Origin of the sequence: Phaeodactylibacter luteus (assembly GCF_007993045.1) — a bacterium.
Taxonomy (GTDB): domain Bacteria; phylum Bacteroidota; class Bacteroidia; order Chitinophagales; family Saprospiraceae; genus Phaeodactylibacter; species Phaeodactylibacter luteus.
Genome location: NZ_VOOR01000008.1, coordinates 35,806 through 58,866, shown reverse-complemented (window position 1 = coordinate 58,866; position 23,061 = coordinate 35,806). Strand labels below are relative to the sequence as shown.

Sequence of the window (23,061 nt, the reverse complement as noted above, 5' to 3'; positions counted from 1 at the left end):
TAGTTATGTATACGCGTTTGATATGGTTCGCTGCCTTATGGCTCATTTTCAATGCTTGCGGGGAAGCAGACGCCCCAGCTGACTTAGCGCAGCGACAAGCAACGCCCCCTGCCCACCAAGACCAATGGGCCGTATTTTTGCGCCAAAGCGCTACAGCCCCTTCTGTGATCACACTAGACTTGGGCTGGAAGAAAACCGCACCCGTAGAAAACTACTCCCGCCTGTTCACCGCGACCATTTTCGCAGAAGACCTGCTGCCGACCGGTTTCCCAACGGATTCCGAAACCCGCATTGCGGATGAATTGCAGCAACAGCTGATCCGAGAGCTGGAAGGTGGGCAGTATGGGCTTTTCATAGGTTCGCAGGTAGCCCCAGGCGCAAAGACCCTATACTTTTACCTCAAGGCTGAGGCAGCAGCTGAGCAACTGGCGCAGCAATTGGTCAAAGATTACCAAAAGCGGCAGGTGGAAGCGGCCATCTCGCCAGACAAAAGGTGGGAGACTTATATCAATACGCTTTCCCCAAGCCTAAAGGAGCAAGCGGAAATCCGCAACGACCAAGTGCTCTTGCAGCTACAGCAGGCCGGAGATGCCCTCAATCAGCCCAGGCTGATAGAACACTGGGCCTATTTCCCTAGCCCGGCAGCCCGGCAGCAATTTCAGGACACCGTGGTCGCAGCAAGCTTTAAAATCCTTGGTTTTGACACCATAGATGTCGGCAAAGCCGCCCGGTATGGCATACATATGGCCCGGCAGGACAGTATCCACGTCCCCTACATACATCAGCTCACGTGGAACCTCACCCGCTTTGCAGAATCTCTAGGCGGCTCTTATGATGGCTGGGAGACTGTAGTGGTCAAAAAATGAACACCTGCCCTAAGCCCGCTCGTGAATTGTGCCCCGCCGGTGCTTAAGGAAGCCCCCGCTGCGCTGACTGAAGAAAGCCCTGATTTCTGCCAGGACAGACAGCGCAATCTCTTCTGGGGACAATGCGCCAATATCAAGGCCTACCGGGCTATGCAAGCGAGCCTGGCTTTCCCCGTTAAGGGCAAAGCCTGCTGCAGCCAGCTCATCCAACATTTTATCGGTGCGCTTGCGAGGGCCTAGCAAACCAATATAAGGCACATCCGTTGGCAGCAAGCGCTGTAGGTTGGCCAGATCAGTCTTATAGTCATGTGCCATAAGGATACAGGCGGTATAATCATCTACTTCTACCTCCGCTTCTTTCTCTTTGACCACATGGGCTTCCTTGAATATAGCCCGGCTCAGTTTGTGAGGATTGGCATAGACCGTCACCTCATGCCCAATTGCTCGGGCCAGCTGAGCCATTGGGAAGACATCATAGTTGCCGCCGAACAAGAGCAAACGAAGCTCTGGCGGCAAAAACTCGATGAACACGCCTACTTCCTCCCTTTTCCAAGGGTAAGTATTGCTGCTCGATTTCTGTCGCGCCTGCACCTGTTCAATATCGGCCAGCAGCTGTTTGATAGGGAAGCCCTCCGGCAGTTTTCCAGCGAGCCCCCCGTTTTCGTATTTAATCATTTGGCCGGGGTACAGCGGGCCCGCCCCTTCGTAGTGTGAGATCGTGAGCAGGATACTTGGCTGCCGCTCCCCCAAGCAGCCTTCAAGAATATGCAATGGGTTGAGCGGGCTGTCTTGCTCCAAAGGTGCGATCAGGACATCGATAATGCCATTGCAGCCTAGGCCAACGCCAATTTGTTGGGCGTCATCATCGGTAGTGTCATAGGTTACGAGCGAAGGCTGTTCGCGCAAGATGGCCAGCTGTGCTTTGCGCAGGGCATCCCCCTCTAGGCACCCCCCACTAATGCCCCCGATCCAATTGCCATCGTCCATGATCAGCATACGAGCGCCAGTGCGGCGATAAGAAGAGCCCTCCACCCGTACGACGGTAGCCAGGGCAACCCTCCTGCCCTCCGGCAAATCTTTGTAGGCCTTTAAAATACTGCGTATTTCTTTCATGTCTATCTCTGCTTAGCACGCTATGAAGATAAGGAATCCAGGGCACAACGCCCACTCGTTAAACACAACGAAAAACAGGTTTTATTTCAAAAAATACAATTATACCCAATTTTTATTTGAACAACCGTTTCTAATTAAGTCGATAATTTATAACTTTAGAAACCCTATTCCAAAATACCCCAGCGCTTAATCATCTTCAAAATTTAGCTATGCAACTGAAAGGCTCGCACAGGTTTCCGGCATCTGCACACACCATATTCAATATGCTGATGGACGCAGATACTCTGGCCAAAATCACGCCGGGGGTCTCTACCCTTGAAGCCACGGGAGAAGATACTTACAAAGCTATTGCCAATGTCAAACTAGGCCCTGTCAGCGGCTCTTTTAGCGGAGACTTGGAAGTAGCAGATAAAGTAGCGCCCCAAAGCTTCCTCCTAAAGATCAAGCAGAACAGCAAAATTGGCAATGTCTCTGCTAATGTACAAATCGGGCTACAAGAAGTTGGGCCAGAAGAGACCGAACTCTCCTTTGATGGCAAAGCCAACCTATCGGGCCTGCTGGCACGGACTGGGCAACGGGTGCTGAGCGGTGTAGCCAATACGCTGACCAAGCAGTTCTTCCAAGCCCTGGAAGACGAGCTGAGCCAAACGAGACAACACCCTGCCTGATTGGGCAGCACTAAGCATCATATTTCCTGGACAAATAAAATCAGAACATCCAATGTCTACCAGAATCACTGTTACTGTAAATGGCCAGGCGGTGACCCGGGATGTGGAAGGGCGCACCCTGCTCGTCCACTTCCTCCGGGATACACTTTCCCTGACCGGTACTCACGTAGGTTGCGATACGAGCAACTGCGGTGCCTGTACGATCCTTATGGACGGGCAGGCTGTCAAATCCTGCAGCATGCTCGCTGCACAAGCCGACGGAGCAGAAATCACTACGGTGGAAGGGCTTTCGCAAAACGGCGAAATGCACCCTATACAAGAGGGCTTCCGGGAGGAGCACGGGCTGCAGTGCGGCTTTTGCACACCTGGCATGATGATGGCCGCCGTTGACCTGCTGAAAAACAACAGCAACCCCTCCGAGCAGGAGATCCGCGAAGCGCTGGAAGGGAACTTCTGCCGCTGCACCGGCTACCACAATATTGTGAAGTCGATTCAGTATGCAGCCAAAAAAATTAACGAACCTGAAAAAGAAGTAGCATAATGACTAACTATATAGGCAAAGCGGTCAAGCGTGTGGAAGACAAGCGCTTCCTGACCGGAAAAGGCCGCTATACTGACGATATCGTACTCCCGGGCATGCTGCACGCGTACATTGTGCGCAGCCCTTATGCACATGCTAAAATTATAAGCATTGACACTTCCGCTGCTGAGGCTATGGAAGGCGTTGTTAAAGTGTATACCGGTAAGGATATAGCCGATTCGGGCGTGGGCGGTGTGCCCTGCGGGTGGCAGATCAATTTCAAGAACGGGGACCCTATGAAAGAGCCACCCCACCCTCTGCTCGTGGCGGACAAAGCCCGATACATGGGCGATGGCGTAGCGGTAGTTATTGCCGATACCCGAGAAATTGCTCGCGACGCTGGCGATGCCATCGAAATTGAGTGGGAAGAGCTGCCTGCTGTCGCACATGCTAAAAAAGCTACCGAAGCCGGGCAGCCCCTAGTACATGACGATGCCCCCAACAACCTTTGCTTCGATTGGGAGCTGGGCAACCCTAAAGAAGAAGTGGACAAAGCCCTTAGCCATGCCCATCATGTAACCACGCTGGAGTTCACCAATCAGAGGGTCATACCCAATGCGATGGAGCCCCGCTCCGCTATCGGGCACTTTGACGAATCTACGGATAAATATACCCTCTATACGACTTCCCAAAACCCTCACCTTACCCGCCTGCTGCTCTGTGCATTCGTGTTGGGCATTCCGGAACACCGGGTCAGGGTGGTTGCTCCTGACGTTGGGGGCGGCTTTGGCAGCAAAATATTCCACTATGCCGAAGAGGCCCTTATGATTTGGTGCTCTCAGCGGCTGAAAGTGCCTATCAAATGGACTTCTGACCGGAGCGAAGCTTTTATGACGGATGCGCACGGCAGAGACCACGTCACCAAGGCTGAAATGGGCTTCGACAAGGAAGGCCATATTGTCGGCTTGCGGATCAATACGCATGCCAACCTTGGGGCTTACCTTTCCACTTTTGCCCCTGCTGTGCCTACTTGGCTGCATGGTACCCTCCTCCAAGGGCTTTACACCACGCCCAAAATACATATCGACCTGTGCGGCGTGTTCACCCATACTACCCCTGTAGATGCTTACCGGGGCGCTGGCCGGCCCGAGGCGACATACCTCCTCGAACGGATGATGGATGTGGCCGCACTGGAGATGGAAATGGACCCGGCAGAACTGAGGGTCAAGAATTTCATCCCGCCCTTCGACGGCGTCAATGAGCCGGGCTATCAGACACAGGTGGCGTTGCAGTACGATAGCGGCGACTACCATGCCGTGCTTAAGCGCGCCCTCGAAATGGTCGGCTATGATGATTTCCGCAAGGAGCAAGCCGAAGCCCGCAAGCAGGGCAAGCTGCTGGGCATTGGCTTTTCAACGTATATCGAAGCCTGCGGCATCGCCCCTTCTGCGGTAGTAGGCGCGTTGGGCGCAAGGGCAGGCCTTTACGAAGTAGGGCAGGTCAGGGTACAGCCTACTGGCAAAGTCAGTGTGTACACTGGGGCCCACTCGCACGGGCAGGGGCACGAGACCACCTTTGCTCAGGTAGTGGCCGACAGGCTGGGCATCCCTTTGGATGATGTTGAAATTGTGCACGGCGATTCTGAGTCCGTGGCTTTCGGAATGGGCACTTACGGCTCACGAAGCCTTGCCGTAGGTGGGAGCGCTATCGTAAAAAGCTTAGACAAAATCATAGACAAGGGCGCCAAAATTGCAGCCCACAAGCTTGAAGCAGCCGAAGAGGACCTGGAGTTTGCAGATGGCAAATGGACCGTAAAAGGCACTGACAAAAGCATAGCTTTTGGCGACATTGCGCTTACAGCTTATGTGCCACACGACTACCCCGAAGGGCTGGAGCCCGGCATGGACTTTTCCAGCTTTTATGACCCGGCCAATTTTACTTACCCATATGGTGCTCACATTGCTGTGGTGGAAGTAGATCAAGATACCGGGCAGACCAAGCTTAAGCGTTTTATCGCTGTAGATGATGTGGGGAATGTCATCAACCCTATGATCGTAGACGGGCAGATACACGGCGGTTTGGCGCAGGGCATTGGGCAAGCCTTGTTTGAAGGGGCTATGTACGATGAGAACGGGCAGCTGATCAACGGCTCTTATATGGATTATACCATGCCGAGAGCAGATGACCTGCCAAGTTTCGAAATTGACCGGACAGTGACGCCTTGCCCTCACAACCCTCTCGGGGTAAAGGGTGCAGGCGAAGCGGGCTGCATCGGTTCTACGCCAGCTGTGGTAAACGCAGTAATGGATGCGCTACGGCCATTTGGCATCAAGAAGGATCTTGAAATGCCACTGACGCCCGAGCGGGTGTGGCGTGCAATGCACAGCTAACCGCTGAAGCTGGCCCAACAAAAGCTGCCGGGCACTAGGCCCGGCGGTTGTCTGATTTTTTGTCCAACAAAAAGCAAAACCATGATTCCAAATAAAGTTGATTACGTCCGCGCAGACTCCGTGGATGACGCCCTTAGCCTAATGGCACAGCACGGCATGGATGCTAAGCTCCTCGCTGGCGGGCACAGCCTTATCCCAGCTATGAAGCTCCGGCTGAACGCGCCGGGCATCTTGATTGATATCCGTAAGCTTTCTGAGCTGCGCTACATCAAAAATGACGGGGGCCGCCTCATCATTGGAGCAGGGAGTACTCACCACGATATCGTCACCTCTGAGCTTGCAGGACAAGCTTATCATATGCTGCCCGAAGCAGCAGATCTCATTGGCGACCCTCAGGTGCGCAATATGGGCACATTAGGCGGAAGCCTTGCTCATGCCGACCCTGCAGCCGACTGGCCCGGGGTAATGATCGCTGCCCACGCCCATATCCACTTGAAAGGGCCTGATGGGGAACGTACAGTAGCGGCAGATGACTTCTTCACTGGCTTCTACTCCACCGCCCTGCAGGATAACGAAATCCTGACGGCAGTCAGCATCCCGATACCAGCGGCAGGCACACGGAGTACTTACCAAAAATTCATGCAGCCGGCTTCGCGCTTTGCAATTGTGGGCGTAGCCGCAGCAGCTTCTGTCAAAGACGGGAAGATCGAGCACATCAGTGTAGCGGTGAACGGGCTTGCGGATGCCGCTTTCCGGGCAACCAATATCGAAGAGGCTCTCTTGGGGCAGGCTCCTACTGCAGCCAATATAGAAGAGGCGGTCAAAGGTACCGGCTCCGATGTGATGGTCATGGCAGACCACTTCGCCTCTGAGGAATACCGGCTGCACTTGGCCCAAGTTTATGCCAAGCGGGCGCTGCTCGCCATTACGCAGTAAAAACAACTTGTCTTTTTTGCGGCTGCCGGCCGCTCATAGTGTATGAAACTTTTATGCTAATTTGAAGGCGGGAGCTTGTTCTCCCGCCTTTTTGCTTGGCCCGCCTCAGCGCTTATGGCCAAGAGGACGACACACCCAACAACAACTATGATGGAGAACAAGGAATTGGAAGAGATCCGGCACATGCTCAGGGAGCAAGGCTACATCACAGAGCCTTCAATTGTCATGTCTGTTTTTTTAGCTAAAGCCCTAAAAAAACCGTTGCTCATTGAAGGGCCCGCCGGGGTAGGCAAGACAGAGATCGCCAAGGTGATGAGCCGTGCGCTCGACACAGACCTCATCCGCCTGCAGTGCTATGAAGGGCTAGACGCTACACATGCTATTTATGAGTGGAACTATCAGCAACAGCTGCTGCATCTTAAGCTAGAGGAGCAGAGCGATAAAAGCCTGGAAGAGCGGGAGCAAAATATCTTCAGTGAGCGCTTCCTCCTTAAACGCCCGCTGTTGCAAGCCATTACCCATCACAGAGCGCCCGTCTTGCTGATTGATGAGATAGACCGGGCCGACGAAGAGTTTGAAAGTTTTTTGCTAGAAATCCTCTCTGACTGGCAGGTGAGCATACCCGAAATAGGCACCATCAAAGCGACGCACATCCCTCAGGTCATTGTCACAAGCAACCGCGTGCGGGAGCTTTCCGAAGCACTGCGCCGACGCTGCCTTTACCTTTATGTCTCCTACCCGGAGTTTGAAAAAGAGCTGCAGATTGTCAGGGGCAAAGTACCAGGCATAGACCAAAAGCTAGGGGAGCAGATTTGCCGGTTTATGCAGGAAGTGCGCCAAATGCGGTTGGAGAAAATTCCGGGGGTCGCTGAGACCTTAGACTGGGCAATGGCGCTTTCAGCCCTGCATATTGACCACCTCGATAAGGAAATTGTGGAATCGACCCTAGGCATTGTCCTCAAAGACTGGCAGGATATACGGCAAGCCAGCCTCTCTTTGACGGAGCTCCTGGAAAAGGTCGGCGCTATCTCCAAATTTGAAAACCTCTGAGCCTATGCTCTGCCAGTTGAGAGGATAGACAAAGGCAGCTACCCCAAGAAGGGGCAGCTGCCTTTTCATCTTTTTGGAGATCACACAATGGGCAGCGCTGACAACTTAAGTAAAACAAAGCCCTGGCGAAAATCAAAATACCGCAGGTGTTTATGCTTTTCGGGCTTTATAGGTGGGCATTGGCCTAGCGCTGCGTAGGGGTTTGAGCCCGATAGGGCCGAGCGGATAGCGAGCCCCGGAGCATAGCGGCACCTGCCGGCAGGCAGGGGCAGGCCCCAAAGCCAAGCCCCCCGCTAGTTCAAGCGGATTTCGTCCTCGTTTTCGTCGTAAAACTTGTACTTGGTAAGGTGGAAATCATTGTTAGGCTGAATTTTCACCCATTTGTAGAAGCTCATGTACCACTTCATCTGCATACTTGGGAGCCCCTTTTTGAGGTACGCCTCAATGAAAGGGTGGACCAACAGCTTGATTTTTGATTTTGGCCTAGACTGTACAATGAAGTTCAGGTCACGCTCAATCTCATCGTAGATAAGCAGGGAGGCATTGATCTTGCCGGTACCGTTGCAAGTCGGGCAGACCTCTGAGGTACTGATGTTGACCTCCGGGCGGACCCGCTGCCGGGTGATCTGCATGAGGCCAAATTTGCTAAGGGGCAAAATGGTATGCTGTGCACGGTCTTTCTTCATGAATTGCCGCATGGCCTTGATAAGGTCGCGCCTTTGTTCGGCCTTCTTCATGTCGATGAAGTCGACGATAATGATACCGCCGATGTCTCTGAGCCTGAGCTGACGGGCAATCTCCTCTGCTGCTTCTAAGTTGACCTTCATGACCGCATCCTCCTGCTTGCCCATCTTGTGCCCACTGTTGACATCAATGACGTGCATGGCCTCTGTATGCTCGATAACGAGGTAAGCGCCGCTAGGCATAGTAGCCGTTTTGCCAAACGAGGACTTAATCTGCTTCGTTATGCCATGCGTATCGAATATCGGTTTGTTGGACTTGTGGAGATTGACGATTTTCACCTGTTCAGGCGAAATGGACTCGAGGTAGGTCCGGATATTTTGGTACATCTGTTTATCATCCACCACAATGCGGTTGAAGGAGTCTGTCAGTACATCCCTCAAGATGCTAGAGGTTTTATCCAGCTCGCTCAGCAGTTTGAGAGGCGGTTTGGCTTTGTGCAGCTGCGAGTGGATATCCTCCCAGCTTTGCATGATCTGCATGATCTCCTCGTGCAGGTCTGCCACTTTTTTGCCTTCCGCAGCAGTACGCACAATCACGCCAAAGTTTTTGGGGCGAATGCTTTCCACCAGCAGGTGCAAGCGCTTTCGCTCTTCAGCGTTGGCAATTTTTTTGGATACGGCTACCGTATTGGAGAAGGGGGTGAGTACGATATAACGCCCGGGGAGCGTGATTTCGCAAGTCAGCCGCGGGCCTTTTGTAGAGATAGGCTCTTTGAGCACCTGAATCAGGATCGGCTGCTTTTTGCTCAGCACCTGATCGACCTTTCCGGTCTTGACAATTTCCGGCTCCATTTTGAAATTATCGAGCGTATGGGTATTGATACCGCCCGACATAGCGCCATTGGTGAACTTGAGCAGCGACTTTAGCTTGGGGCCCAAGTCAGTGTAGTGCAAAAAGGCGTCTTTGGGATGGCCAATGTCTACGAAAGCAGCATTGAGCCCGGGCATGAGCCTTTTTATACGCCCGACGAAAATATCCCCTACGGTGAAGTTATCATTGGTCTTTTGGTAGTGCAGCTCTACTAGCTTAGAGTTTTCAAGCAGCGCAATCTGGACCTCCGTGGGGGTGGAATTGATGATGAGTTCTTTTTCCACGGTTATTTTTTTTCCCTGGCTCTCGTAGCTAAACCGGGAGCCCCGGCTACAGCGCAAGCCAGCGGTTATGATACTCCGCTGCCACGCCACTGCTGTTTGCTGCATGAGCAAAGGCAGACGAGGTGGCCACTAGCACACGGAGTTGGGGCAAAGCGGCGAGCAGGTATCTTAAGGCAGGCAGCACGGAGCTGAAATTGCCCCTTGCTTAGCACTGCATACGGCAGCGTTCCACAAGCGGAGCGCCACGCAGCTGTGCTTTGTGCCCTGTATATTGCTCTACACACGAATACGATCAGAAGGCTGAGCCGATAATAACCGTTGAAGGATATATAATTGGTCAATGTCTCCGTCTTTGGAGGAAAGGCAAGGTTGAAAGCCGTAAAAGGTCTTGTTTTTTCTTTTATTCAAACTACAGGCAATGTACAGCCCTGAGGGCATGATCAAAAAAGCGGCCTGCCTAAAAAGGGGTACGGCTTACAGCAAACAACGTATAGTGCGGGGCGAACGCATTGCTTTTATACTGCGTGCAGGCATTGCTGAGCCTTTTGCACGGAGCTGAGTGCAAAGATATCCACATTAACGGCTGCACCCTAGGTCTAGGGCTATGGCGCTAACGGAATGCTTCCGCCCTGCAAAGGGCTAACGCTTACTTTCCGAGTTCAAAGAACAGATCGGCAAACCGCGGTGCTGAGGACAGCACGACAGCCTGCTGGCTTTATTTGGAGGAATTGCTCTGCTAATGCGGGGCCAATGCCCACAACAGCAAAACCCGCCCTTCAACAGGCAGGTTGGCCAAGGCAAATCCGATCGTGTTGCGCATGATCTTCTGTGGGCTGAGCTATAGAGCTGACAGCCCGCAGAAGAGCCGAAAAATCACTTATTTGTTCTTTTTCTTATGGCGATTCTTGCGCAGACGCTTTTTACGCTTGTGCGTAGCGATCTTATGTCTTTTTCTCTTTTTTCCACAAGGCATAATTCAGTCCTTTTAAAATGAATAAATTTGTTTTCAGCTTGTTTGCTCAAGCTGTGATATACCGCGAGGCTCAATCTTGAGGCCTTTGCGGCAAAAACGGTGTCTTAATCTGTCAACGAGCGGCAGCGCTCAGCAAAAACCGCAGCCTGCGCTTCATCCCCCTGCCCTTCGTAAGCCTGCGCAAGCAGGCAGACCGTGGTAGGGTTCTGCGGTTCGGCATTCAGTGCCTGGCTCAGGCGCTCTACGGCCCGGCCGAATTGGCCTGTCCGGATAGCCAAACGGCCTAGCGCATTCAAAACAAGAACGTTGTCGGGCGCTTCCTGGTTGAGTTCGCGCAGCATGAGGATCCCCTTCATAGGGTTGTCAGCAGGAGGATTGGCCGTGTAGACCAACGCTAGGTTGACCCGGTTGGCCATATCATCCGGTGCAAGGGAAATCGCGCTTTCGAAAGCCTGCACGGCACGGCCGGTACAAAACTCCCGCTTGCGCGCTTCCTCGCTCCGCTGAATGCAGATGGTGTAGGTAGTCCCTGCAATCGACCAGCTTTCAGCGGTGCCGGCAAGCTCTGCAACGGCCTGAGCATAATAACCGGCCACCGAAGGCTCTTCAAGGCTATACCAAGCACTCGACAGCGCCTTGTTCAAACGGAGCTTCGTCGAATCGTCCAGTGCAGCTGCTAATTCTTCTTCCAATGCCAGTACTTCAGCAGACTGCGCAGGGGCGAGAGCCCCACGTGCTTCGCTGATCAGCGCCTGGACATCGGTACTTTCCGTTGCCAGCGCCCTCGACTGATCGAGGGAGGAGATCTCCTTGGGCTTACGGTCGCACCCCAGATAAAGGGTTAAGAAAAGGGCAAGAGCTGCAGCAATAACGCCCCATTGAAGCTTCGTCATCGGCACTAGTCGTTACTTTCTTCTTCTGGCAAAGAGGTCACATTATCCTTGACCTGCTCCACGAAAACTTTCGCAGGCTTGAACGAAGGGATATAATGTTCAGGGATTTCAATGGCGATATTCTTCTTGATGTGGCGCCCGATCTTCTTCGCGCGCTTTTTGATGACGAAAGAGCCAAAACCACGAATATACACGTTCTCCCCATCAGAGAGGCTGCCTTTCACTTCCTTAAAAAAGGTCTCTAATGTTACCAGCACATCCACTTTAGGCACGCCTGTTTTCTCTGAAATTGCTGCAACCAAATCAGCTTTTCTCATCGTTATTTATTGGTTTATAGTCAGTTATAGCAATCTATCGCTTTAAAAATGAAGGGCAAATTTCGGTATTTTATTTTTTAAACGAAAATAAAAGTTTAGATTATTTTACTTTTTTTGTTCGTTCTCAACTGATTACAGCACCTCCTTGCATTCTCAATCCCTTTATTATCTTTGCAATCCGTACTTGACTACACACCTCAAAACCTTGCCCACTGCTGTGCTTCCAAGGCCGCTGCAACCGCCTACAAGTGCTAGGGCTATTCTCCAAACCCGCTCCAACCCGGCCAGGCCCACCTTGCCTCGGGAGCCTATAACTGACCATATGCTTTTATCCATGACAGGCTACGGCCGGGTCTCCAATAGCTTCGATGACAAGGTCATCAATGTGGAAGTCCGGTCGCTCAATAGCAAATACACAGATATACGGGTGAAAATCCCGCAAAACTACAAGGAGAAGGAGCATGAGCTTCGGAAAATCGTCTCTGATAAAGCCCTGCGCGGCAAAATAGAGATCACGATAGAGGTGGAGACCGGCAACGGCGGGGATGAATACGGCTTGAACGAAGCGCTCTTCCGCAGGTACCATCAGGAGCTCAGCCGCCTGACGAATGAGCTGCAAATCCCAACTGCGGATATGCTTCAGGCCATACTCCGCCTGCCTAATGTAGTGGGGGCTGCCGCAGATACCATAGATGACAAAGAGTGGGCGGCTGTGCACAAAACAGTAGACGGCGCGCTGGCAAAATTTACTGAATTCCGCACCGTTGAAGGCAATGCGCTAAAAGAGGATCTCCTCCTGCGTGTCAACAACATCGCTAGCCTCCTTGCGCGCCTCGACCCTGAAGAGGAGGAGCGCATCACCAAACTGCGGCAGCGCATGCGCCAAAGCCTTGAAGAACACCTCGGCAAAGACAAAGTAGACGACAACCGCTTCGAGCAGGAGATCTTGTTCTACCTTGAAAAAATTGACATCACAGAGGAGAAGGTAAGGCTGGAACAACACTGCAAGTACTTCATTGAAGAGCTCGAGAAGCAACAGCCCCTGAAAGGGCGCAAGCTCAGCTTCATCAGCCAGGAAATGGGGCGGGAAATCAACACCATGGGGGCCAAAGCTTATTCCTCCAACATTCAGAAGCTTGTTGTTGAAATGAAGGACGAGCTCGAAAAAATTAAAGAACAGGTGGCCAATACGGTATGAGCAAACTTTTTCTATTCGCCGCCCCTTCCGGGGCTGGCAAAACGACCATAGTCCGGCACTTACTGTCTAAATATAATCAGCTGTCTTTTTCTATTTCTGCAACGACGAGGCCCCGTAGGCCGCACGAGGTAGATGGCAAAGATTATTACTTCATCTCTTCAGACCGCTTCCGGGAGCTCATACAGCAAGAGGCTTTCGTAGAGTGGGAAGAAGTATACGAGGGGTTGTACTACGGTACACTGCGGTCGGAAGTCGGCCGCCTGTGGGCCGACGGCAAGCACATTCTTTTTGATATTGATGTGAAAGGCGCGCTCAACATCAAAGCCGCTTTCCCCGAAGAAGCTGTGGCCATTTTCGTCCGCCCGCCTTCTATAGATGCTTTAGCCGAAAGGCTGAAAGCAAGAGGCACCGAAGATGAAGCCAGCTTCCGCAAACGCATCAGCAGGGCTACGGATGAACTCGCCTACGAAAACCAATTCGACCTGACCCTCATAAATGATCGGCTCCCAATTGCCCTCTCCGAGGCCGAGCAGCTCATTGAGCGCTACCTAAACCAACCGACCTGAACTGTTATGGCCACTCAAACTACTCAAGGCATACGGGTTACGGTGGAGCCCACCTATCAGCCCGCATATTCCAACCCACTACAAAGCCGGTTCATTTTCGCCTATCAGGTGATCATTGAAAACTTGGGCACGGCCACAGTGCAGCTGCTGAGGCGGCATTGGTTCATCTGGGATGCAGATGGGAGTATGCAGGAAGTAGAAGGGGAAGGGGTCATCGGGCAACAGCCAATATTGCCCCCCAATGGGCGCCACGAGTACGCGTCTTGGTGCGACCTGACCACAGGGATAGGCAAAATGAACGGCACTTACCTGATGGTGGATGTGGAGAAGAACGAACAGTTCTACGCGAAAATCCCCGCGTTTGTCTTGATCGCCCCACTACGGCTGAACTAAAAGCTTGTTTAGATTTTACACTTTGGGCTGCTCTTGCCCCGAAGCCTAGCGGATATAATGCTTCAGATCTGCAAACTCGCTCAAGTGCTTTTCCGCCAACCGCTGATCTGCCCGGCGGCCATTCACATAGGCCGTAACGTAAGCAGAGGAAAAATCTCCGCTAAGCAGCTTTGCCCGGTAGGCATCCGCTTTGCTATGACTCTCAAAACCGCCAACTGTATAGCGGTAGTAGGGGCTGTCCATCTGCCGCTCCACCATAACCACGGGCAGCCCGTTCAGGCGGCTGCTCTTATATGCCCCGCTTAAGGAAGCCACTTGCACCTTGAACAGCAAGGGCGCATTGATGGCATGCCCCTCCACTGCCAGCTTAGCCACAACCGCCATATCGCCTGCACTGCCCCCGCTCGACAGTGGTTCGTAAAAGTGGAAATCTATTGCAGTGCGCGCTCCATCCGGCAGCGCGCCCTTCTCGGCTAGCGTGCCACGGACGAAGACCTGACCACTGCCAACACCTTTGTCTATGAGGTGTTGGGCAGCAGATTCTGCACGCCGGACAGCCTCGTATACTTGCACGCCGGCAATAGCAGAAGGCGCTTCAACGTAAGCTGTAATGACTAAGTAGGGGTCCGTTGATGCAGTCATCACCTCCGCCATCCAATCAAGCTGCAGCTTCTCCTCTGCTGTGAAGCCCACAGCAGCATTACCGCCCAAGAACGGGGTCAGCCAAACTTCCTCAACGGCCGCTCCGGCAGGCAAGCCCACAGCAGCGCTATCGCCGGCCTCCGGTTGGCCCATAGCCACAGGCAGTATGGGCTCTTCGGGCTCCTCGCCTGACTGAGGCACTGCTATATCCGGCAGAGCCACCGGCATTTCTTCAGCCGCAGGCTGTGCAGCCAGCTCCCCCTCCTGTTCCAGGACCGAAGGCTGTACCCGGCTTGCCATGGGCTTGCCAGCGGTCAGCTGAGGCACAGGCAGTTCCATTTCCGGAAGGAAGGTTTTGAAATGGGCTGCATAGATGTCCCGTTTGCCCATGCCATCCTTACGGGAAGAGGAAAAATAGGCCGTAAAACCATCATTGGAGACCCGGAAGTAGGCATCGTCCCCTGCGCTGTTTATCTGGCTGCCCAGGTTCTCGGGCACAGTCCAAAGCATTGCATACTGATTGTATACAGACTTTACCACATCCAGCCCGCCTACACTGAAATTGGGGTGGTTGGTACTATAATACAGCGTGCGCTGATCCCTAGCCAGAAAAGGGGTAGTCTCATCGTACGGGGTGTTGATCTGCTCGCCCAAATTCTCCGGTTCGCTCCAGCTCCCATCCCGCCAGACTGTCCGGTAAATATCAAGCCCTCCAAAGCCGCCTTTGCGCCGGCTGGAAAAGTAGATGAGGGTGTCATTCACGAAGAAAGGCGCTTCATCTCCCATAGCAGGGGAGACCGGCCCCTCAAAAACATCCGCGCTAACGGTCCGCTCAGCTGCATTGCGGAAGGTATCTACTAGGATCTGCCCATTGCCAGGGCGCCAGCCCTGATAAAAGTACATGACCTGCCCTTCCGGGTTGAAGCCCAACAGCATATCGTGCTGTGTACTGTTCAGCAGGTAGCCCATGCTCCGTGCATTTTGCCAGTTGGCCCCTGCAGCAGCAGCTGTGCAAGTGTAGATATCGGCGTAGTACTGCCCAAAGCGAGTATCCGGCATGCCGTATTCATTGCGCAATCCCCCCATATTGCCTTTACGGCGGGCCGAGAAGTAAAGGCGGTCGGCATGATTGGGGCTCACGATCGGGGCATACTCATCGGCAGCAGAATTCACGCCCGGGCCAAGGTTTTCTGCGTAAGCATCTGAGCGCTGATACTGTACGCGCATACCTGTAGCACAGCGGCGTATTTCGTCCCAAACCATACTGCGGTTGGGATGGTTGGGGCGCAAGCGCCTAAGGTAGTCTTTGTAGTAGGATGCTGCCCGCTCAAAACGGTTCATGGCATGGCTGACCTTCCCAAGGTAGAGCCAGCATTCCGGGTAAGCCCCTTCTTGGCGCGACAGCCGCTGCAGCACCGCTTCAGCTTCCTGCAGCTGATTGACCTGATACAGGCATACCGCTTGTATGAATTGTGCTTCAAGGTCGTTGCGCAGCTGTGCATCCGCAGATTTCAGGACCGCAAGAGCGTCTTCAAAATGCTCGTTCAGAAAGAAAGCTTTGGCTTCCTCTTTCTTATAGTCTTGGCTGTACGCAGGCAGGGCCAGGCAGCAGATCAGGATAAGTAGTAATGGTATTCTCATAAGGCCCATTTCGATGTTGCGTTAAGATGCCGAAGGGCACTGTTCGGTTTGGGTACATCCTCTTTGCAGCACCTGCCCCAGCAGGGCTGTAAAGCAAGAGGGCTGCATTATGGTAAACTGCCGGATGCCCGGCTCCGCTGCCTTGGCAGGCAAAACGGACTTTAATTTACCAAAATGCAGCCACTTTTCCGATTGCTACATGGCAATCGATAGATTTAGCAGGCTCAAAGAGCTCGCTTGGAGCAGTTCTATCATGAAAATCAACAATTTATGACCTACCTACTGTGCCAGCACAGCGGGCGCAAACCAGATTGTCGTTTTTTTGAGGGGCCTGCTCCTGCCGTGAGGGCAGGTGCCGCTATGCTACGGGGCTCGCTCTTCGCTCGGCCTTATCAGGCCTGCCGCCCCTTCGCAGCGCTAGGCCAATGCCAGGCTAGAGCCCCAAAAGTATAAACGCCTGCCACACTTTGGGGCTCGCCCAGCACAGCCGGCAGAGTTCTGGCGAAGCCACTTCATTTGAGTTTAGCGGGCTAAATAAAAATTCAGTGAGAAAGCCAGGCTCATAAAACGTTGATTGGCAACAAGTACGAGCTCCAATTATGCTCTAAATGCGCTGATCCGCATCAAACGCCTCTAGGTAATCCCCTACCCTACGGAGGAAGGAGCCGCCCAAGAAGCCATCAACCACACGGTGGTCATAAGACAGCGACAAGAACATCATATGCCGCACTGCAATCAAGTCGCCGTATTCGGTTTCCACTACTGCGGGCTTTTTACGGATTGCCCCCACCGCCAGGATAGCCACTTGTGGCTGATTGATAATAGGGGTGCCCATCACATTGCCAAAGGTGCCTACATTGGTCAGTGTAAAAGTGCCGCCCTGTATCTCTTCCGGCTTAAGTTGATTGGCGCGGGCACGGGCAGCCAGGCTGTTCACTTGCTTGGTAAGCCCGAGCAGGTTGAGCTGATCCGCATTTTTGATCACAGGGACGATCAGGTTGCCAGATGGCAACGCAGCGGCCATGCCCAGGTTCACCTGCTTCTTACGGATAATCTGCGAACCGTCAACTGATGCATTGATCATTGGGAAGTCGCAGATAGCCTTGGCAACAGCCTCCATGAAAATAGGCGTGAAAGTGATTTTTTCTCCATGCTTCTCTTGGAACGCTTTTTTCACCCGGTTGCGCCAGTTAACGATATCTGTCACATCCACCTCTACGAAAGACGTGACGTGTGGCGAAGTCTGCTTGGAATTGACCATATGGTCCGCTATCAGGCGGCGCATACGGTCCATCTCAATGATCTCCACGTTGTCATCACTCGAATGCACGGCAGGAGCAGCAGCAGGCTGCCGGGGCGGCTGAGGGGCTGAGGGGGCTTCCTTCCGGGGCGCAGCCGGCGCAGTCGCAGGTGAGGAGCCCTGTGATTTGCGCTGCTCCACATAAGCCAGAATGTCTTTTTTGGTCACCCGCCCTTGCTGTCCAGAGCCTTCGATCTGATCCAGCTCCTGTAGGCTGATCTGCTCTTTGTCTGCTATGGTGCGGACCAAAGGAGAGTAAAAGCGGTTGCCGCTGCCAGTACGGGCAGCGGGCGCGGCCTCTGCTGCAGCAGGGGTTGGCTCAGGCTGAGGGGATGCAACCTCTTCAGCCATTTCTTCTGCGGGCGCTTCTTCTTTCACGCTGGGGCTGGGCTGAGGCGCCACGCCCTCCCCTTCTGTCTCGATAATGGCGATCACCTTGCCGATTTCAACGGTCTCATCTTCTGGGAAACGAATTTCCTTTATGGTACCTGATACAGGGGAAGGCACCTCTGAGTCGACCTTGTCCGTAGCGATCTCAAGTATGGTTTCATCCTCTTCTACAGTATCCCCCACTTGCTTCACCCACTTCAGGATGGTCGCTTCCATGATACTTTCGCCCATTTTGGGCATGATCAATTCAACTTGAGCCATAGTGATTTTTTCTTGTATAGTTTGGTTCTAATTTGGTTAGCGCCTGGTGGCAAGGCACACTTTTTCGGCTGCAAAATTAGCCGTTTTCGGTGGCTATTACAAATACCGTATTGACCAAAGCCACGTTTCACTGTGGATAGTGCCGAAGCAAGAACTGCCGAAGCAGGTGCAGCGCATGTGCCCCAGTATACTGTATGTTCTTCTCCCGGTCCTTTCCTGCCCGTAGGAGCAGGGCCTCTGTAACTTGACGGTTGCCCACAGCCAGCCAGATCGTGCCCACCGGCTTATCCGGCGTCCCTCCTCCAGGCCCTGCTATCCCTGAAATGGCTATAGCGACCTGCCCGCCAATGTGCTCTATTGTTCCTGCTACCATTTCGCGGACAACCTCCTCGCTCACTGCCCCGTGCTGGCTGAGCGTTTGCGGGCTTACGCCCAAAAGCTTCTGCTTTAGCTCATTGGAGTACACTACAGCCCCTCCTGTGTAATAAGCAGAGGAGCCCGGCACAGAGGTGATCAAGTGCCCAACATACCCGCCGGTACAGCTTTCGGCTGTTGCCAAAAACAACCCCCGCTCTTGCAGCAAGCGCCCCACCGCTGCCTGCAGCCGGTCGGCGCCCTCGCCAAAAACGATATCAACAAGCCGCTCGCGGAACCGCTTAGCCCAGCTATCGACCTCCTGCTCAAGTGAAGCCAGGTCTGCACCTTCGCCCGAAAGCCGGAGCCGGACCTGCCCAAGGTTGGGGAGGTAGGCCAGCTTGATATGGGGCGGCAGGGTATCCTCAAGGTCAGCTATACGCTCTGCAATCCGGGATTCGCCAGTGCCTGAAGTCAACAGGGTCCGGTGAGCAATAGCCCTTAGCGGAAACTGCGCCTTCAGACGGGGCAGGACTTCCTCCTTCATAAGGGATTTCATTTCATAAGGCACCCCTGGCATAGAAACAAGGACCTTCCCCCCGTGTTCAAACCACATGCCTGGGGCCGTCCCCATGCGGTTGCGCAACAGCTGGGCATTATCTGGCATATAAGCCTGTAGGCGGTGGGCTTCTGTTGGCTTACGGCCTAGCTGTTCAAAAAAGCGGGTGATGGACCGGTAGGTCTCCTCATGGAAGAGCAGGCGCCCACCGGTAAAGCCCGCCAAGACTTTTTTGGTCACATCGTCTTTTGTAGGCCCCAGCCCTCCTGTAATCAGCACAGCATCGGCTTTCGAAAGCCCCTCCTGCAGTGCGGCTCTTATCCCCTGCTCTTCATCAGGCGCGGTAGTGATGCCGGCCACCTGCATGCCGTTGAGGTTGAGCTGCTGCCCCATCCAAGCGGAGTTGGTATCTATGATCTGGCCTATCAGGATTTCGTCTCCTATCGTAATCAGGTATGCTTTCATATCATCAGGCTGGGTTGCTGCAAAGCGTGAAGTAATGAATGTGCAAACAACCAGGTGCCGCAGTGGTTGCAGCCCCCTGCAATCAATCTGGCAGCCACTGTATTTCCTTCAGCCCGAATGCCTGCTCCTGCCCGTCGAACCAAAGCCGCAGCCGCCCATCCTCATCTACCCCCTTCCCCACAGCAACGACCTCCCGCCCGCCCGGCAACAGGTACCGGCAGCTCTCCCCGTAGCCTAAAAGGTTTTCGTAATACTCCTCCTGCAAGCTTGCAATTTGCTTGCCCCGGAGGGCAAGATAGCGCTGCTCCAAAGCGCGCCCAAGGGCCTCTTCCACTGCCCATAGGTCATACAATGCCCCACCGGCCTGCCGGAGGGAGATGGCCAAGGGCAAAGCCGGAGGGAATTGCTCAACATTGACATTCAGCCCAATACCAATGATAGTGTGCTGTAGCTGACGGCCCGCAATCTGGTTTTGTATCAAAATACCGGCCACCTTTTTACCGGCCAAATAAACATCATTGGGCCATTTGACACGGCAGGGCGGGCCATCTGCCAGAAAGTGCTGCACGGTATCCCGGACAGCAAGAGCGGCTATGATGTTCAGCCCAAACTGACGCCGGGCTTCCAGAAAACGAGGGTAAAGGATGACGCTCATGCTGATGCACAAACTGGCAGGGCTATACCAACGGCTGCCAATTTGTCCTCTGCCCGCAGTTTGTTCCGCCGCCGTTATGACAGTCCCTTCAATTGGCGTGCTTTTTGAGAGTAGCTCCTGTGCATGGGAATTGGTTGATGGCAAAGCTGAAAACGCATGAACAACCTTTCCAATAAAAAGCGTGTTTTTATACTGCAACCGTAAATTATTTGATACTTTTAGTTGTTGTAAAGGCCGCTGAGCAGCAGGGGCTGGCCGAACTAGCTGCCCCCACTGTGGGGCGAGCTTGAGCTCCAACCCTTCCCCGCAACAGTTGACAGGTTCAGCAGAGCAGGAGCCAAAAGCTCCATCTTTATTGACCGAAGCTGAATCAATTCCTTAAGCAAAATTAATAAAATCTGAGTTTGAATTCACACGCTAAAGTACAGCCACAGCCATTCACGACCGAGGAACTGAATGACCTTATCATAGAAAGTATTCAAGACATCAAAGGTAAAAGCATCGTAAAACTCGATATGCGCAAATTGCACGATGCCCCGACGGATTACTTCATCATCTGTGAAGGCGACTCTAACACTCAGGTGAAAGCCATCGCAGACAATATACAGAAGCGTATACGGCAGGAGACCGGCACCTACGCCAGCCATGTGGAAGGCGACAGAGGCGCTACTTGGGTCTGCATAGACTATTTCACGACCGTAGCCCACATCTTCCACAAAGAAAAGCGGAACTTCTACGAATTGGAGAACTTGTGGAGCGACGCCCGCATCACGGAATACGAAAGTTTGTAGCCTTGCCGCAACTCTTGGCCGAAATCTGGCAACGAAACCCGTACTGCTACGTTACTTAGTAGATTGCTCAGGGCAAAACACCTTGCCCAGCGCTCTGCGCGCTTTATTTTTTATAGCAAAACCTAAGGCTGAAGCCTTTCGAAATTTGTAAAGATTTTCTGAATGGAAAACACAAACAATAATAACAAGCCGGATGCCAACAAGCCGGGCGGCCCTAAATTCAATACGTATTGGATTTATGGCATCATCGCGCTTTTCCTGCTTGCGCTCAACTTCTACAGCATGTCCGAAGGGACACGCGAACAGGTGAGCCGCACTAAGCTTGGCGAAATGCTGGCTAGCCAAGACGTGGAAAAGCTCATGGTCATCAACAGCAAACGGGCTTATATTTACGTCAAGAAGTCTGCCCTGGAAGAAAAGCCTGAGTTTTACAAGGATGCAGAGCAGCGCTCCGCCCTCAGCGGCGACAGCTATCAGTACTGGCGCGAAATTGGCTCTGTTGAATCTTTTGAAGACTGGCTCTACGAAGTGCAGGACAAAGCAGGCATCGAAAGTGCCGATCAGGTGAGCCCTATTTACGATACCCGCCAAAACTGGCTGACCCCTCTCTTGGGATGGGTGCTCCCCATTATCATCGTCGTTGCTATATGGGTATTCATCATGCGGCGCGTAAGCGGAGGCGCTGGCGGGCCCGGTGCTCAAATTTTCAACATCGGCAAATCTAAAGCAACACTGTTCGACCAGAACAGCAAGGTCAACGTCACTTTTCAGGATGTTGCCGGGCTGGACGAAGCGAAGGAGGAAGTCATGGAAGTCGTTGACTTCCTGAAAAACCCTAAAAAATATACTGCCTTGGGCGGCAAAATCCCTAAGGGTGTCTTACTGGTCGGCCCTCCGGGCACCGGTAAAACCCTTTTGGCCAAAGCCGTTGCCGGAGAAGCCGGCGCTCCTTTCTTCTCTATTTCTGGGTCTGACTTTGTGGAAATGTTCGTAGGCGTGGGCGCCTCGCGCGTGCGCGACCTCTTCAAGCAGGCCCGCGAAAAGGCTCCTTGTATCATATTTATAGATGAAATCGATGCCATTGGCCGCGCCCGTGGCCGCGGGAATATGCAAGGCGGGAATGACGAACGGGAGAACACCCTCAATCAGCTGCTCGTGGAAATGGACGGCTTCAGTACCGACAAAGGGGTCATCCTGATGGCTGCTACCAACCGGCCGGATGTGCTTGACAGCGCATTGCTCCGCCCTGGCCGCTTTGACCGCCAAATCGGCATTGACCGCCCTGACCTCAAGGGAAGGAAAGCCATCTTCAGTGTGCACTTGAAGACCATAAAAACAGCACCTGGCGTAGAACCGGAAGAACTGGCCGAAATGACGCCTGGGTTTGCTGGTGCAGATATCGCCAACATCTGTAACGAAGCCGCTCTGGTCGCCGCTCGCCGCAATAAACAGGCTGTGGATATCGACGACTTCAACTATGCACTCGACCGCATCATCGGCGGGCTGGAAAAGAAAAATAAGCTCATCTCTCCGGACGAAAAGAAAATCATCGCTTACCACGAAGCCGGGCATGCCGTCTGCGGATGGTTCCTCCCTCACGCTTCTCCCCTTGTCAAAGTGACCATCGTGCCCCGTGGGCTTGGCACCCTCGGCTATGCACAGTACCTCCCGAAAGAAGAGTACATCACACGGACCGAGCAGCTCCTCGACCGTATGTGCATGACTTTCGGCGGGCGGGCTGCGGAATCTATCATTTTCGATAAAATCTCAACCGGCGCACAAAACGACTTGGACCAGGTCACCAAGATGGCTTACAGCATGATTACGGTCTTTGGCATGAACGAACAGGTAGGGCAGGTCTCTTTCTACGGCCTGTCTCAAGATCAATTCCAACGGCCTTACTCTGATAGCACAGCCACACTAATTGACACGGAAGTCCGCAAACTGGTGGAATCGCAGTACGAAAGGGCTAAAGTGCTCCTAAGGGAGCGCCGCGAAGAGCTCGAGATCCTTGCCAGTCAGCTCTTGGAGAAAGAGGTATTGCTTAAATCCGATGTAGAGCGCCTCATCGGCCCTCGGCCTGGAGATGAAAAGCGCAAAGAAATAGCTGCAGCTGTTGAAGAGCACATGCCCGAAGGCAGCAGCGTAACGCCTTCCCCAAATGGGCTCAATAGCGGCACCGATGGTCCCGATGGCAAGGAAGAAGAAACGGAAACGCCAAATAAGGCGTAGCCTTTTTGGGCTCCTCTCGATGTAAAAGGCCGCGCAGCTAGGAAGCTGCG

Annotated in this window: 19 protein-coding genes; 11 read left to right on the top strand and 8 right to left on the bottom strand. The window is 53.3% G+C overall.

Features of this window, described 5'->3' with window-relative positions:
* Positions 1-5 precede the first annotated feature (5 nt).
* Complete coding sequence (locus tag FRY97_RS05525; protein ID WP_147166441.1) at positions 6-866, top strand: DUF695 domain-containing protein; 861 nt, start codon at positions 6-8, stop codon at positions 864-866.
* A gap of 9 nt (positions 867-875) precedes the next feature.
* On the opposite strand, the gene FRY97_RS05520 is transcribed toward FRY97_RS05525, so the two are convergent.
* Positions 876-1,979: an XdhC family protein gene (locus FRY97_RS05520; RefSeq protein ID WP_147166440.1), complete on the bottom strand. Its 1,104-nt coding sequence runs from the start codon at positions 1,977-1,979 to the stop codon at positions 876-878.
* 209 nt (positions 1,980-2,188) lie between these two features.
* Between FRY97_RS05520 and FRY97_RS05515 the strand changes: the two genes are divergently transcribed.
* The 5 genes from FRY97_RS05515 to FRY97_RS05495 all read left to right on the top strand — a co-directional run bounded on the left by FRY97_RS05515 (position 2,189) and on the right by FRY97_RS05495 (position 7,543).
* Positions 2,189-2,647, top strand: a complete 459-nt coding sequence (locus FRY97_RS05515) for a CoxG family protein (protein WP_147166439.1) — start codon at positions 2,189-2,191, stop codon at positions 2,645-2,647.
* A 52-nt stretch (positions 2,648-2,699) separates the two neighbouring features.
* On the top strand, positions 2,700-3,188 hold the full coding sequence (locus FRY97_RS05510) for a (2Fe-2S)-binding protein (RefSeq protein ID WP_147166438.1): 489 nt from the start codon (positions 2,700-2,702) through the stop codon (positions 3,186-3,188).
* Entirely contained in the window at positions 3,188-5,557 is a 2,370-nt protein-coding gene (locus FRY97_RS05505; protein WP_147166437.1) for a xanthine dehydrogenase family protein molybdopterin-binding subunit, read from the top strand. Before FRY97_RS05510 ends, FRY97_RS05505 begins: the two co-directional genes overlap by 1 nt.
* Before the next feature lie 81 nt (positions 5,558-5,638).
* Positions 5,639-6,493, top strand: a complete 855-nt coding sequence (locus FRY97_RS05500) for an FAD binding domain-containing protein (RefSeq protein ID WP_147166436.1) — start codon at positions 5,639-5,641, stop codon at positions 6,491-6,493.
* Positions 6,494-6,643: 150 nt separating this feature from the next.
* On the top strand, positions 6,644-7,543 hold the full coding sequence (locus FRY97_RS05495) for an AAA family ATPase (RefSeq protein ID WP_170254523.1): 900 nt from the start codon (positions 6,644-6,646) through the stop codon (positions 7,541-7,543).
* Positions 7,544-7,836: 293 nt separating this feature from the next.
* Here the strand turns inward: FRY97_RS05495 and FRY97_RS05490 are convergent, their stop codons facing one another.
* The 3 genes from FRY97_RS05490 to FRY97_RS05480 form a co-directional block, all read right to left on the bottom strand.
* Complete coding sequence (locus FRY97_RS05490) at positions 7,837-9,381, bottom strand: Rne/Rng family ribonuclease (protein WP_147166434.1); 1,545 nt, start codon at positions 9,379-9,381, stop codon at positions 7,837-7,839.
* A 1,077-nt stretch (positions 9,382-10,458) separates the two neighbouring features.
* Positions 10,459-11,247 (bottom strand): tetratricopeptide repeat protein, encoded by a 789-nt coding sequence (locus tag FRY97_RS05485; protein ID WP_147166433.1) that lies wholly within the window; start codon positions 11,245-11,247, stop codon positions 10,459-10,461.
* Between the two features lie 5 nt (positions 11,248-11,252).
* Positions 11,253-11,564, bottom strand: coding sequence for an HU family DNA-binding protein (locus tag FRY97_RS05480; RefSeq protein WP_147166432.1), 312 nt, complete (start codon positions 11,562-11,564; stop codon positions 11,253-11,255).
* Positions 11,565-11,886: 322 nt separating this feature from the next.
* Between FRY97_RS05480 and FRY97_RS05475 the strand changes: the two genes are divergently transcribed.
* From FRY97_RS05475 to apaG, 3 genes are read left to right on the top strand one after another with little or no spacing between them, the layout of a single operon-like run.
* Positions 11,887-12,762, top strand: coding sequence for a YicC/YloC family endoribonuclease (locus tag FRY97_RS05475; RefSeq protein WP_246141580.1), 876 nt, complete (start codon positions 11,887-11,889; stop codon positions 12,760-12,762).
* Positions 12,759-13,328, top strand: coding sequence for a guanylate kinase (gmk, locus tag FRY97_RS05470; RefSeq protein WP_147166431.1), 570 nt, complete (start codon positions 12,759-12,761; stop codon positions 13,326-13,328). Before FRY97_RS05475 ends, gmk begins: the two co-directional genes overlap by 4 nt.
* 6 nt (positions 13,329-13,334) lie before the next feature.
* Complete coding sequence (gene apaG / locus FRY97_RS05465; protein WP_147166430.1) at positions 13,335-13,721, top strand: Co2+/Mg2+ efflux protein ApaG; 387 nt, start codon at positions 13,335-13,337, stop codon at positions 13,719-13,721.
* Positions 13,722-13,766: 45 nt separating this feature from the next.
* Here apaG and FRY97_RS05460 read toward each other — a convergent pair whose 3' ends face one another.
* The 4 genes from FRY97_RS05460 to FRY97_RS05445 all read right to left on the bottom strand — a co-directional run bounded on the left by FRY97_RS05460 (position 13,767) and on the right by FRY97_RS05445 (position 20,186).
* Positions 13,767-16,004: a tetratricopeptide repeat protein gene (locus tag FRY97_RS05460; RefSeq protein ID WP_170254514.1), complete on the bottom strand. Its 2,238-nt coding sequence runs from the start codon at positions 16,002-16,004 to the stop codon at positions 13,767-13,769.
* 604 nt (positions 16,005-16,608) lie between these two features.
* Positions 16,609-17,955: a dihydrolipoamide acetyltransferase family protein gene (locus FRY97_RS05455; RefSeq protein WP_147166428.1), complete on the bottom strand. Its 1,347-nt coding sequence runs from the start codon at positions 17,953-17,955 to the stop codon at positions 16,609-16,611.
* A gap of 127 nt (positions 17,956-18,082) precedes the next feature.
* Positions 18,083-19,333: a competence/damage-inducible protein A gene (locus FRY97_RS05450; RefSeq protein WP_147166427.1), complete on the bottom strand. Its 1,251-nt coding sequence runs from the start codon at positions 19,331-19,333 to the stop codon at positions 18,083-18,085.
* 82 nt (positions 19,334-19,415) lie between these two features.
* Positions 19,416-20,186, bottom strand: coding sequence for a biotin--[acetyl-CoA-carboxylase] ligase (locus tag FRY97_RS05445; RefSeq protein WP_262712226.1), 771 nt, complete (start codon positions 20,184-20,186; stop codon positions 19,416-19,418).
* Between the two features lie 206 nt (positions 20,187-20,392).
* Here FRY97_RS05445 and rsfS point away from each other — a divergent pair, with 206 nt between their 5' ends.
* Together rsfS and ftsH are read left to right on the top strand one after the other, a co-directional pair.
* The gene (rsfS, locus tag FRY97_RS05440) at positions 20,393-20,779 is read left to right on the top strand and encodes a ribosome silencing factor (RefSeq protein ID WP_147166425.1); all 387 of its coding nucleotides are present in this window, start codon (positions 20,393-20,395) and stop codon (positions 20,777-20,779) included.
* 162 nt (positions 20,780-20,941) lie between these two features.
* The gene (gene ftsH / locus FRY97_RS05435) at positions 20,942-23,011 is read left to right on the top strand and encodes an ATP-dependent zinc metalloprotease FtsH (RefSeq protein WP_147166424.1); all 2,070 of its coding nucleotides are present in this window, start codon (positions 20,942-20,944) and stop codon (positions 23,009-23,011) included.
* The last annotated feature ends 50 nt before the right edge of the window (positions 23,012-23,061 follow it).